Annotated in this window: 11 protein-coding genes, 2 tRNA genes and 1 other RNA gene; 4 read left to right on the forward strand and 10 right to left on the reverse strand. The window is 44.4% G+C overall.

The window, feature by feature from the left end:
• Positions 1-26 precede the first annotated feature (26 nt).
• Positions 27-1,472 carry a hypothetical protein gene (locus tag JYE49_RS04425; RefSeq protein WP_304583306.1) on the forward strand — a complete coding sequence of 482 codons (1,446 nt, stop codon included), beginning with the start codon at positions 27-29 and terminating at the stop codon, positions 1,470-1,472.
• A gap of 29 nt (positions 1,473-1,501) precedes the next feature.
• Positions 1,502-2,674 carry a hypothetical protein gene (locus JYE49_RS04430; RefSeq protein ID WP_093956255.1) on the forward strand — a complete coding sequence of 391 codons (1,173 nt, stop codon included), beginning with the start codon at positions 1,502-1,504 and terminating at the stop codon, positions 2,672-2,674.
• A gap of 2 nt (positions 2,675-2,676) precedes the next feature.
• Here JYE49_RS04430 and ispF read toward each other — a convergent pair whose 3' ends face one another.
• The 9 genes from ispF to JYE49_RS04475 all read right to left on the reverse strand — a co-directional run bounded on the left by ispF (position 2,677) and on the right by JYE49_RS04475 (position 11,203).
• Entirely contained in the window at positions 2,677-3,849 is a 1,173-nt protein-coding gene (gene ispF / locus JYE49_RS04435; protein ID WP_093956256.1) for a 2-C-methyl-D-erythritol 2,4-cyclodiphosphate synthase, read from the reverse strand.
• Entirely contained in the window at positions 3,846-4,124 is a 279-nt protein-coding gene (locus tag JYE49_RS04440) for an RNA-binding S4 domain-containing protein (RefSeq protein WP_093956489.1), read from the reverse strand. The genes ispF and JYE49_RS04440 overlap by 4 nt, the downstream gene beginning before the upstream one ends.
• A gap of 59 nt (positions 4,125-4,183) precedes the next feature.
• A complete protein-coding gene (gene hbs / locus JYE49_RS04445) occupies positions 4,184-4,477 on the reverse strand; it encodes a non-specific DNA-binding protein Hbs (protein WP_093956257.1) in 294 nt (97 codons plus the stop codon).
• 65 nt (positions 4,478-4,542) lie between these two features.
• A complete protein-coding gene (locus tag JYE49_RS04450) occupies positions 4,543-5,982 on the reverse strand; it encodes a MazG family protein (protein WP_093956258.1) in 1,440 nt (479 codons plus the stop codon).
• A 102-nt stretch (positions 5,983-6,084) separates the two neighbouring features.
• On the reverse strand, positions 6,085-7,548 hold the full coding sequence (locus tag JYE49_RS04455) for a TrkH family potassium uptake protein (RefSeq protein ID WP_093956259.1): 1,464 nt from the start codon (positions 7,546-7,548) through the stop codon (positions 6,085-6,087).
• Entirely contained in the window at positions 7,545-8,909 is a 1,365-nt protein-coding gene (gene trkA, locus JYE49_RS04460; RefSeq protein ID WP_093956260.1) for a Trk system potassium transporter TrkA, read from the reverse strand. Before trkA ends, JYE49_RS04455 begins: the two co-directional genes overlap by 4 nt.
• Positions 8,910-9,037: 128 nt before the next feature.
• Positions 9,038-9,128: transfer RNA gene (locus JYE49_RS04465), tRNA-Ser, on the reverse strand.
• Between the two features lie 50 nt (positions 9,129-9,178).
• Complete coding sequence (locus JYE49_RS04470; RefSeq protein WP_093956261.1) at positions 9,179-9,883, reverse strand: pseudouridine synthase; 705 nt, start codon at positions 9,881-9,883, stop codon at positions 9,179-9,181.
• A gap of 21 nt (positions 9,884-9,904) precedes the next feature.
• Positions 9,905-11,203: a glutamate-5-semialdehyde dehydrogenase gene (locus JYE49_RS04475; RefSeq protein ID WP_283399304.1), complete on the reverse strand. Its 1,299-nt coding sequence runs from the start codon at positions 11,201-11,203 to the stop codon at positions 9,905-9,907.
• A gap of 93 nt (positions 11,204-11,296) precedes the next feature.
• Here JYE49_RS04475 and smpB point away from each other — a divergent pair, with 93 nt between their 5' ends.
• Both smpB and ssrA read left to right on the forward strand, forming a co-directional pair.
• Positions 11,297-11,764, forward strand: a complete 468-nt coding sequence (gene smpB, locus JYE49_RS04480; RefSeq protein ID WP_093956263.1) for an SsrA-binding protein SmpB — start codon at positions 11,297-11,299, stop codon at positions 11,762-11,764.
• 25 nt (positions 11,765-11,789) lie between these two features.
• Positions 11,790-12,133, forward strand: a transfer-messenger RNA (tmRNA) gene (gene ssrA / locus JYE49_RS04485).
• 70 nt (positions 12,134-12,203) lie between these two features.
• Here ssrA and JYE49_RS04490 read toward each other — a convergent pair.
• Positions 12,204-12,285 (reverse strand) — tRNA-Leu (locus JYE49_RS04490).
• Positions 12,286-12,345: the final 60 nt, after the last annotated feature.

Genomic DNA, 12,345 nt, shown 5'->3' on the forward strand with positions numbered 1-12,345 from the left:
CTTTTTCCATCTCTTCAGAAGGTGAAATGTTCAATATTCCTTTTCTGAAAGACTTGTTTGATACAAGGTTCCTGAGGACTGTTTCAGATGCCGAATATAACCTCCGGGGTATTTTGTCCGGAAAGGATTTACATTATTATGTTTTCCAGGCCGATGAACAGGATCAGCAGAAAGCATTGTCTGAACTTTACAGAAAAGATGGTATCTACTATTTCAGAAGCGATATGGTACAGGGCAAAATCCTGGAGTTTCCTGTAAAAAGCGCATATATTGAACAGTTTATTCCTTCAGGCACAGAAAATATATCTCCAGCTTCCTTTATTTCCAATATTCTTTCTGTTTCCGAGCAGGACCGGAAGGAACAGTGGGATCCGGCTTTCACCCGGTATCAGAATGAACTGGAAATGTGGCTTGCAGGATTTGCAGTTGAGGCAGAAACCGTGAAGATGGAAAATGGTTCCTCTGCACTTGATTTTTCCTATGAAATACCCATGGAAGAAGTCAACAGCCAAATCGTGGCATTATTTGCTGAATTCTCGACTGATCCTGATGTTAATGCGCTTCTGGACACTGTGATGACGCAGGAGGAAAAGGCGCTATATGTTAACGAAAATCTGTTGTATTACTATAAGGAAGCATTGAATTCCTTTGATATGGATAAAAAACTGACGATGAACAAACGGGTTTCAGCCATGGGAGAGGTCCTCAGTTTTGGAATAGGGTTGCCGCTTGACGAAAAATCGACAGGATATAATATTCTTCGTATTGAGTCGGTTTCCGGCCTGAACGTATACACCCTCCAAAATCAAAAAGAGGTTATCGTTTTCGGATTGCCTGATCAGAAAAACGAGCAGGATACCACGTATGAAAAGAGCATCTGGCTGGCCAAAGTTCATACAGACCCGTCACAAAAAGATCTGGAAGACAACTTTTCCCTCAGAATGGACATAAAGAAATCTACTTCTGTATATAAAAAGGGAGAAGGCGACGATGAAAAGAATCATGAAGAAGATCAGTATGATATCATTCTTGAGAAGGATCTGACGTATCTTCCTGAAGATCTCAATCCGGAGAGCATTCCGGAGTTTGTTCCTGTGAAGGCCGGCATTAATCTTCACTATTCCAGCAAATATGCACAGAATGTGGCTACAACGCTTGAGGTACAGGCAAGTATCATACAGGGTGAATCCACCCTGGCATTTACGGGTAAGTTCAAGACAGCGGTTCCATGGATTTTCATGCCGTTTGAAATTCAGGATCCGATTCAGGTAGGGACAGAAAAGGAAAAGGAAATCATTACTTATCTTACTGACTGGGTGAGTAACGCGGCATCCATGATCAGCCACAATTCGGTTGAGGAACCTATGCAGGAAGAAAAAAACACAGATGACGTTCCTGAAGATGCACAAAATGAAACAGGTGACTCTGAATCGGCGGAAACAGCTCCGCTGGAAGTTGAAGAAGCGGAATAACGACCGACATCTTATTGTAGAGGATATTCATGAAAAAGAGAATCTGTATTCTGATTATCATAATAAGCTGTATCTGTTCAACAGCAATTGGCGATACACACATCGGAATACAGGGAACAGTTTTGTCTGAAAAAGACAACAAAAAAAATACTGTTCTGTTTGACTTTTTCCATTATGATGAAAAAACCACTCTGATCACATCTTCGCTGACACCTGACTATATTATTCAGGATTCCGATGAATGTCAGGATATATATAATACAATCAGTATTCTTTTCGGCATCACACCGGAAATGATTGATCATTTTTCAGAACGGATTGAAATGATATGTCGGGCGTGGATGAATACACGTTATATAGAATTATCAGAAGGTGTATATACCGGAACACTTTTTGGGAAAGCCTCAAGTGTATGCACAACAGAGTATATGCTTTCGGATTTTACGCAATTCATCAAAAATCATTATAATAATGATAATGCGTCCGGAAAAGAAAAGGATGTCAATACAGAAATCTGTGATATGCTTTTAGAATGTTTTACCTGTTTTACTGAGACGCTGGCGGAAGAGTATAATCCACTGGTCAGAATGAAAAGTTATGACAGCGGCAGGTATGTTACATTTGATTTATTCAAACAGGATCAGGTGATCCTGACCCTGTCACTTGATAATATAAAAGAGAATGAAAAGAGAGTCCTGATCACACACAGGAAAAACAACCGCTACTATTTCCGGGATATATATGCACAATTTGATCAAGGCGAATTTGCCCTTCTGACCCGGATGTACTGCGGAAACAGTCCTTATTATGAAAATGTGTCTCAGAAAGATCTGATTATTTGTGAGCATTTTTGCCTGACTGCGGGTGATTTGCAATGCAGCATTACCTATGACTGTGAAAATGAAAAAGCAGATAAAATTCTGTCCGCGACAGGCAGTATTTCGTCTGAAAAACTGGTTGCGGATATATTCCTCAAGGACAGCAAAAGTGAAAATATCATTTTGTCAGCAATAAAAGATGATGCACAACCGGCAGAGATCACTTCTGATCCAAGGAAGGTACTGGATGATCATAATATATCGGACAACAATGTATACCGTATTGAGTTTATGTCCGGTTTAAGTCTTTTCCTTGCGGAAACCATACCAATGCTCCCTGTTCACAGCCAGAAATTACTCTATCAGATGTTATTTAATCAGTAAATTCAGTTGTTTTCAGTTCTGCCTGTAACTGCACATACAGCATAAGCCGATATTCCTTCCATACGTCCTTCGAATCCAAGTTTTTCTGTGGTGGTTGCCTTAATGTTAACAGCATTAAGAGGGATACACAGTGTGTTCGCAACGACTTCAGCCATTTGTGGAATGAAGGGCAGAAGCTTGGGTTTCTGGGCGACTATTGTTATATCTGTATTGGATACCTTGTATCCGGCTTCGCCGATAATCCTGTTTGTTTCTTTGAGAAGAAAAACTGAAGAGATATCTTTATACAAATCACTTGTATCAGGGAAATGTTTTCCAATGTCACCAAGTGCACAGGCACCGAGCATGGCATCCATAAGCGCATGAAGAGCAACATCTGCGTCACTGTGGCCAAGAAGCCCCTGTGAGTATGGAACTTCAACACCGCACAGGATGAGTTTCCTGCCGTCGGTCAGACGATGGACATCATAACCCATTCCGATACGCATATTTGCCGCATCTCCTTTCAGAATAGCTGAAGCTCTGGACAGATCTTCTGGTTCGGTCAGTTTTATATTCTGTGATGAGCCGGGAACAATATGAACCGGCATATGGTAATGCTCCAGAATACCCGCATCATCAGTGCAATCAATGCCGTCCTTAGCTGCTTTCAAAGCAGCCGGGATGAATATTCCTGCAGCAAATCCTTGAGGAGTTTGTATTTCATAAAGACTTGAACGTTCAGGAGTATGCATGACATAATGCTCATCGTTACAGATTTTGAAAGTACTGGTAGCCGGAATACCCGGGATACCGGTTCCAAAATCCAGGACAGATTCAATAACCCGGCTGATAAGGGCGTGATTAACCAGACATCTGGCTGCGTCATGAATCAGGATGACATCGTTATCCATGGCGGAAAGCATGCGTATACCGTTTAAAACAGATTTCTGCCGGGTATTGCCGCCGGAAGTGAAATAAACAGGAAAGGGAAGAGAAGAACGGCTGAATATGCTTTCAATCTCAGGACGGTCATCCTCACGGCAAACGATAATCATATCATCAGCCAGGGAAGAAAATGCTTCAGCGCTTCTAAGAATAACCGGTTTGCCGCATAAATCAAGAAGCACCTTATTAACAGCGGCATTCATCCTTGTACCTTTACCGCCGGCAAGCAAAATGACATGTTTTTTCATGATTTATTACGCTCCGCTGACAGGAAAGCATCCTCATCCAGTACTTTATACATTTCAGAGGCGAGGTCTTTACTGACGGTATCCAGTACAGAAAGGATTTCGTAATGCCCAGTGTGTTCTCCGAAACGAATACTGATTATATCACCGGGCTTGACAGCTGAAGACGGTTTTGCAATCCGTTGATTGATCATGACACGTCCGCCGCTGCAGGCTTCACTTGCAACAGTACGTCGCTTAATAATGCGGGAGACTTTAAGGTATTTGTCAATTCTCATATAATCCTCACAAAACAAAGCCCGCAGGAAACAGTGTTCCTGCGGGCAGAAACGAATCATTATTTCTTGGCCTTTTTCTTTGCGTTAACCTTGTCCTTCAGAGCCTTGCCTGCTTTGAAAGAAGGCGCCTTGGATGCGGCAATCTTGATTTCGGCACCGGTACGCGGATTACGGGCGGTACGGGCAGGACGCTTTTTCACGTCGAAGGTTCCGAAGCCAATCAGCTGAACTTTCTCACCCTTAGCCAGAGCGCCGTTGATTGTTTCAACGAAAGCATTCAGAGCTTTTTCGGCATCTTTCTTGGAGAATGATGTTTTTTCGGCCAGCGCATTGATCAGTTCACTCTTGTTCACAGGTAATCTCCTCCTTGTCTTTATGCAGGTTGCATAAAAAAATATAAATATGCCAAAGACCGGAATTATTCAATTTCGCCTTCAACATGCTTTAAGTATACACATAGTTCACTGAAAGTCAAGCGTTCAAAGGATTTTCCGTCCTTCATGACGAGGCTTTCCGCATTGCGGAGACGGCACTTCAGACGATCCGCTGCCTGATGAAGAATGACTTCAGAGTCTATATTGGAATGAAAGCAAAGAAAGCAGCACAGAACAAGCAAATTACCGCATAAACCGGTCAGATCTTCAGGAACGGAGTCACTGCTGAATCTGTCCAGGAGTTCTCTGATTGCAGATATGATTTCAAAGGAAGATTCAGAGGCAGCGCTGTTATGACAGGCTTTTTTAAGTATTTTGGCAGTATATTTCAGAGCTGGAAGGGAAACGGATACGTCATCGAGATTTTGTGAAAGTACATGATGACCGGTTTCAGAACGCTTGATCTGCTCCCAGGCAGCTGAGATACTTTCTGTATCATGAAGATCCGCATCAGAGAAAACATGCGGATGTCTGCGGATCATTTTGGCACAGATGGATGAAATAACGTCATTCAATGTAAACTCATCAAAATCATTCCCAATGGAAGCGTGAAAAATGATCTGGAAGAGGAGATCACCAAGTTCCTCACCGAGATGAAGGTAATCATCGTCATCAATGGCAGCAACACATTCCCAGGCTTCTTCTATCAGGAAAGAACGCAGAGACTGATGAGTCTGCTGCTGGTCCCAGGGGCAGCCTTCCGGGGAGCGCAGCAGGTCCGTAATTTCTGCCAGATCACGAAGAACATATTTTTCACGATGCATATAATCGGAATCCGGTACCAGTAAGGCAGAAAAGTGATTGAAATGCTGCTGACGGTCAAGCATGTAAAGAGGTAAGGGTAAAGGATCACTGTCTTCCCTGAGAAGATAAACAATATGTTCATCTTCAAGAAGATTGGAAAGAGCAATTTTGATCTGCCCTGCGAGAATAACATTGTCCAGTTCTGTGATCAGTAAAGAATTCCCCGGATCATAGGAAAAAGAAGAAAGCAGGTCATACGCTGATACAGCCTGAACGAAAGAATTCCCGAGATATTGAAGCGAAGCAGAAAGATGAAGATCAAAAGCACTGACCCCTGGTATTACATTGATATGAATATGATCAGGCTTGTTCCGGAAAAGCGTTTTGACAGTGCTGTCCATCAGGCTGTCTGGAACGGCATAAACGACCTGGCCTTTGGATGCTTCCTGAAAAATATGATCAGCAATCATGCTGTTTAACTTATCAAAATCATCAGCATTCTCATAAAAACAGTCCAGGGTCTGATAAACAATGCCGTTGGATTCAAGCCAGCCGCTTATCGGATGTCTGCCGGTCCGCAGAAGGAGACGATTTGATTCACGAAGCGTATGGATTGTTTTTAGGTTCAGTAAATCAGGATCGCCCTGTCCGATTGAAACAATAATGATATCCGATTTCATTGAACTATCCTCACAGATACAGAACTGAATTCTGATTGCACTTTTCTTCCTGAGACGTACAGGAATCAGGAACTGGAATGATGGTTTACTGGTGGAAACAAATCAGTATTTATGCCATGCAGAACGAGTGAAAAGAATGAAAAGAGGAAGCAGCTCCAACCGGCCAAAGAGCATCAGGAAAGATGCGGTCAGTTTGGCGTGCACACCGTAACCTGCATAGTTTTCAACAGGGCCAACAGAACCGAGGCCGGGACCCACATTGCTAACGCATGTCAGGGAAGCAGAAAGATTGGTTGTGATATCGTAGCTGCTGCCAAGAGACATAATAAAACCGCCAACCAGGATAAGAACAATATACATAAAGGCAAACTGGGCAATCTGAGAAAGCAGATGTTCATCAACGGATTTGCCGTCAATCCGTATTACGTCCATTTTTTTTGGCTGGCCCGTCGCACGGATATTTCTGCGTGAAAGCTTGCTCAGTACGATAATCCTGATGACTTTTATTCCGCCGGCTGTTGATCCGGCGCAGGAACCGATCAGCATCGCAATGACAATAATAATATGGGAGGCTGCCGGCCATTTGTTGAAATCAAAGGTTACGAATCCCGTAGTGGACATGATTGAACTGATCTGGAAGGATCCATAACGCAGGGAAGTAAGGAAATCGCCTTTATAGAAGTCCAGATTCAGTACAGTAACCAGAATAATAAAAACAACTGCAAAAACGAAATACCAGCGGAATTCCTCGTCGTGCAGAAAAGCCTTCAGTCTTTCGCCAATCAGGAACTTGTAATACAGAGCAAAATTCACGCCAAACATAAACATGAAGACTGTGATGGCAATTTCAACCGGAACACTGTTGTAATGTGCGATACTGTCACCGTATCTGCTGAATCCTCCGGTGCCGGCTGTTGCCATTGTATGTACTGCTGAATCATAAGGAGAAAGCCCGCATAACAGAAGCGTGACAAATTCTATCAGAGATAAAAGAATATAAATTTTATACAGAATTTTAGCTGTCGCACCGGTTTTGGGGACAAGTTTGCTCAAAGAGGGCCCGGGGCTTTCTGCTTTGACAAGATGGGAAGTACGGCCGGTCAGTTTAGGCAGAAGGGCCAGTGTCAGTACAAGTACACCCATTCCGCCAATCCAGTGCGTCGTTGCGCGCCAGAAAAGTATACCGCGGCAGGCATGATCAAATGTATATTGGGTGAAAACACTTGCGCCCGTGGTGGTCAGACCGGATACTGTTTCAAAAAAAGCTTCTTCGAAACGCGGAAGAGTACCGGAAAGCATAAAAGGAACGGATCCAAAAATACCCAGCAGGATCCAGCCCAGGGCAGTAATGATAAATCCTTCCTTCAGCCGAAGATGAGAATTCTGGTCTTTTCCGGGAATAAAACTCATGGCACAGCCGGCCAGCAGATTAATCAGTATACTGTATAACAAGGACGGAGCGTCACCTTCGCCGTAAACAAAAGCAACAACAAGGGAGGGCAGCATGGCTGCGGCTTCTATCAGAAGCAAAGCTCCCAGCATTCGTATGATCAGTTTACGGTTCATTTGTAGAGCACCTCATTCAGATCCGAAATACCGGATTCAACTGAAATGATAACCACATGATCATTTTCTTCAATATGGTCATTACCAAAGGGCACAATTATTTTTCCCTGATGTACAATAATGGAGACAAGAGAACCTGTTTTCATGGTGAGCTTTTTAAGCGGAATACCGATATAGGAATCGCCTTTTCTTGCAATAAATTCAATTGCTTCTGCTTTTCCGCCGACAAGACGGTAAAGTCTTTCAATTTTTGTTCCGTTACTGTTTTCTCGTGCGCGTACATATCTTAAAATAGTGGAACTTGTAATGAACTGAGGACTTATAACGGAATCCAGACCAAGATCGTTCAGAATTTCCTGATAAGCAAGACGACTGTTTTTGGCAATGACCTTCGGGACACCGGAACGTGAAGCGTGCATACCTGAAATCAGATTTTCCTCATCGCGGTTGCTGAGTGAAACAAAGGCGTCCATCTGGGACAAACCCTGTTCCTCCAGAAGATCCTGATCCGTACCGTCGCCGACAATAACATCAACCTTTGGAAGCTGCTCGCTGAGAGAACGGGCTTTGACAGGATTGATTTCGAACAGTGTAACATGTATTCCCATAGGAACAATCAGCCGGGAAAGATAATAGGATATTCTGCCGCCGCCGAGAAGCATCACACTGCGTACTTTGTGCTTGTTCCTGCCGAGAAAACGGAAATACTCCGTAATGGTCATCATATCACCGGAAACAAATACCTTGTCCCCGGGCATAATCTTAAAGTCGCCACCGGGAATCATAACGGTATTGTTTCTTTCAACCATTGCGTAAAGGATACGTGGAAGCCTGGGAATCTTACCGGAAAGATCCCTCATGGGAATACCGATAAAGCAATCCTCTTCCTGGGCGCGGAATTCCACCATTTCCACCAGACCCTTGGCAAAGGATTCTATACTGCCTGCAAACGGATAACGAAGAAGCCGGCTGATTTCAAGAGCAGTGGCTCGTTCCGGATTGATCGCCACATCGATACCCAGTTCATTCTGAAGAAGCATCTGGCTTTCGTTGAATTCGGGATCGCGAATTCTTGCGATGGTGTAATTCGCACCAAGACGCTTTGAAATCAGGCAGGCAAGCATGTTGCTTTCATCGCTTTCGGTGGAAGCAATCACAATATTTGCCTTATCAACGCCTGCATCAAGCAGAACTTTTGCATTGGCTCCATTTCCTTTAATACACAATGCGTCAAGGGAACCGCTGCACCTTTCAATCACTTCATCATCTTTATCGATGATAATAACGTCATGCTCTTCGGCAATCAGGTGTTCGGCCAAAGTATAACCTACTTTGCCAGCACCGATAACGATGATTCTCATGACCGATCCTCCTCATAAAAATCATTTTATTTTACCATTTTTCCTTCTGCATGAAAAGCTTTTTCAAAACAGATCTTTACGAACTGAATACCGGCAAAAAAACAGTGCAGATATCAATCTGCACTGTTTGGCGGAGAGTCAGGGATTTGAACCCTGGGTGAGGTATCACCCCACACACGATTTCCAGTCGTGCGCCTTAGACCACTCAGCCAACTCTCCGCGTCAGCGAATGCTCACGTCGATAAATTATAGCGTCATTTTGAGTTTTGTCAAGGTCTGAGTTTCTTAATTTCTTCATCTGTCAGTTTACGCCACATGCCCGAAGGAAGATCTCCAAGCAGAACAGGCCCGAAACGTACTCTTTTCAGGCGGACCACCTGATGACCGATAGCATCAATCATCTTACGAACCTGACGGTTTCGGCCTTCATGGATTGTAATCAGAAGATCGGTGGAAAATGTATCATGGCGGATAAGCCTGACTTCGGCGGGAGAGGTCAGTTTCCCGTCAATGATAACACCCTTTCGAAGTGTTCTGATTTCCTGATCTGATACATTGTTGGAAACTTTGGTAAGATATGATTTCTGAATTTCGAAACTGGGGTGAAGCACCTTGTTCATCAAATCTCCGTCATTTGTAAGAAGAAGAAGACCTTCACTGTCATAATCCAGTCTGCCGACAGGAAACAGGCGTACAGGATAGTCGAGGAAACGGTCCATCACTGTTGCCCGGCCTTCCGGATCAGAGACAGTGGTTACTTCACCGACGGGTTTGTTATACGCCAGGTAGTGCTTTTCAGTTTCCGGCATGACAATGGAGCCGTCCACCTGAACAGTGTCGGACTGTTCGTCCACCTGTGTGCCGAGTACTCTGACAATTTCACCGTTTACAGAAACGCGCCCGTCAAGGATCATCTGCTCAGCATTCCGTCTGGATGCAACGCCGCAGGACGCAAGATATTTCTGAAGCCGCATAAAAAGCCTACCTTTCAATGATCAAAGGGGACAGTTTTCCTGAAGGGGGATATGAGTATACTGCCTTTTGCCGGATTTCATTTCTTCCATGGTCTGACCGGAACCGATCAATTTATATTTATAGGTCGTTAATCCTTCAAGTCCCATGGGTCCGCGGGCATGAAGCTTTCCGGTTGCAATACCGACCTCAGCACCGAGTCCATAAACAAAACCATCTGCAAATCGTGTGGATACATTCCAGTAAACCCCGGCACTGTCCACGGTGTTCATAAAAACAGAGGCATTTTCAGAATTGTTGGTGACAATACAGTCCGTATGATGTGAACCATACCTGTTGATATGCTCGATTGCGTCGTTCAGGGATGAAACGATTTTTATGGAAAGGATATAATCAAGATATTCAGATGACCAGTCCTTATCGGTGGCAGGAACACAGGGGATAATTTTCGCGGTTTGTTCATCACCGCGGATCTCTACATTTTTTTCTGTAAGGCTGCGATACAGTTCGGGAAGGAATACCGGAGCAATATCCACGTGAACCAGAAGGGTTTCAAGAGCATTGCAGACGGATACATACTGGGTTTTGCTGTCGGTAACAATCCGGCAGGCAGTTTCAGGATCAGCATCACTGTCGACATAAACATGGCATATACCGTCAGAATGACCCAGAACAGGAATACGGCTGTTATCCATAATATATCGGACAAAGCTGTTGCTGCCGCGGGGGATAATCAGATCAATCAGTGTATCCTCTTTCAGCATCTGAGCAACATCCTCACGGGTTTCGAGAAGCTGTACAGTGGATGCGGAAAAACCGGAATCTTCCAGTGCCTGACTGACAAGATCGCATAAAACCTGATTCGTATGCAGCGCTTCACGTCCGCCTTTCAGGAGGACTGCATTCCCGCTTTTGATACAAAGAGATGAAATCTGGATCAGTGCATCAGGCCGGCTTTCAAATATGACACCGATTACACCAATTGGAGAAGATACACGGTAAAGTTTCAGCCCTTCAGTAATTTCAGTAGCAGAAAGCGTTTTGTTCAGAGGATCCGGAAGATCTGCAAGCGCATGAAGACCCCGAACGACCTGATCAAGCTTTTCTTCACCAAAGGTCAGGCGATGAAGAAGCGGTGCGGCAAGATCTTCAGCTGCTGCGGCATCGAGGTCAGTCTGGTTGGCAGCAAAAATAGAATCTTTATTCTGTGTAAGCAAACGGGCAAGTGCTGACAGCACAGTGTTTCGCTGGTCTGCTGATGATACGGATATCTGGTAAAAAGCACTTCTCGCACTTGCAGCGATTTCATGCAGGTCTTTCATTTCCATCCCTCCCATTGCGTGATTATATCAGACAAATACACGATTGAAAAGGGAATACGTACGTGTTATACTTTTTTGAGGGAGGAAGATGTAATGCCGCACCAGCAAGGAATCAAAACGATTGCTCAGAACCGCAAAGCTTTTCATGATTATTTTGTTGAGGAGAAGATCGAATGCGGCATAGCGCTTTTCGGAACAGAGGTTAAAAGTATCCGGCAGGGAAGAATCAATCTGAAGGAAAGCTGGGCTCAGATCCGAAAAGGTGAAATATGGGTTGAAGGAATGCATATCAGTCCATATGAACAGGGCAATATCTTCAATAAGGATCCGATGAGACCCAGGAAGCTGCTCCTTCATCGCAGTGAAATCCGTAAACTTGAAGGTCAGGTTATGCGGCAGGGATATACGTTGATTCCCCTTGAAATGTATCTCCTGAACGGACGGGTGAAGCTTCTTCTCGGACTGTGCAAAGGCAAACAGCTTCACGACAAGAGGGACAGTATGGCTAAAAAAGACTCAGAGAGAGAAATACAACGCGCTATGAGGCAAAGACAGAAATAATTGCTATTGAATTCCGTTCATATCCGGGGATGATCCGGTTTCGACGGGGGTAACAGAGGAAGGATAAGCGAGCCGCAGACCCTGTACTGCGTATCAACGGGGAAAAACAATAACTGACAATAGCAATTACGCTTTCGCGGCTTAATGCCGCGCGTCGGCTCTGACCGCCTGCAGATCAGACAACCGGCGTCATTAATGCAGGGAACGAATACCGCCTAAGCTTTGCAGCGGTATCCGCAAAAATGAAGCTACCTTGGATGGCGTTTTTCCGCGGATGTCATTCAGGGGAATCATAACCACGGAATGCGCTCGGAGAAAGTCTTTCTGAAGTGCTTTCGGACAGGGGTTCAACTCCCCTCATCTCCACTGAAAAATACCGGTCATACAGACCGGTATTTTTATATAAAAACAGATCCTGACATTCATCAGGATCTGTGTGTGCGGTCGACGGGACTTGAACCCGTACCCGTTGCCGGACACGCCCCTCAAACGTGCGCGTATGCCGATTCCGCCACGACCGCGAACAAACATCGAAATTATAAAGCCGTGTTACCGCTTTGTCAAGATATACGGAAAAACTT

This window comes from Aristaeella hokkaidonensis (assembly GCF_018128945.1).
In the GTDB taxonomy this organism is placed as follows: Bacteria; Bacillota; Clostridia; order Christensenellales; family Aristaeellaceae; genus Aristaeella; species Aristaeella hokkaidonensis.

Excerpts from the sequence above, each read along its gene's own strand:
- JYE49_RS04425 (WP_304583306.1), top strand. The coding sequence starts at position 27 with ATGTTCAATATTCCTTTTCTGAAAGACTTGTTTGATACAAGGTTCCTG.
- JYE49_RS04430 (WP_093956255.1), top strand. The coding sequence starts at position 1,502 with ATGAAAAAGAGAATCTGTATTCTGATTATCATAATAAGCTGTATCTGT.
- ispF (WP_093956256.1), bottom strand. The coding sequence starts at position 3,849 with ATGAAAAAACATGTCATTTTGCTTGCCGGCGGTAAAGGTACAAGGATG.
- JYE49_RS04440 (WP_093956489.1), bottom strand. The coding sequence starts at position 4,124 with ATGAGAATTGACAAATACCTTAAAGTCTCCCGCATTATTAAGCGACGT.
- JYE49_RS04450 (WP_093956258.1), bottom strand. The coding sequence starts at position 5,982 with ATGAAATCGGATATCATTATTGTTTCAATCGGACAGGGCGATCCTGAT.
- JYE49_RS04455 (WP_093956259.1), bottom strand. The coding sequence starts at position 7,548 with ATGAACCGTAAACTGATCATACGAATGCTGGGAGCTTTGCTTCTGATA.
- trkA (WP_093956260.1), bottom strand. The coding sequence starts at position 8,909 with ATGAGAATCATCGTTATCGGTGCTGGCAAAGTAGGTTATACTTTGGCC.
- JYE49_RS04470 (WP_093956261.1), bottom strand. The coding sequence starts at position 9,883 with ATGCGGCTTCAGAAATATCTTGCGTCCTGCGGCGTTGCATCCAGACGG.
- JYE49_RS04475 (WP_283399304.1), bottom strand. The coding sequence starts at position 11,203 with ATGAAAGACCTGCATGAAATCGCTGCAAGTGCGAGAAGTGCTTTTTAC.
- smpB (WP_093956263.1), top strand. The coding sequence starts at position 11,297 with ATGCCGCACCAGCAAGGAATCAAAACGATTGCTCAGAACCGCAAAGCT.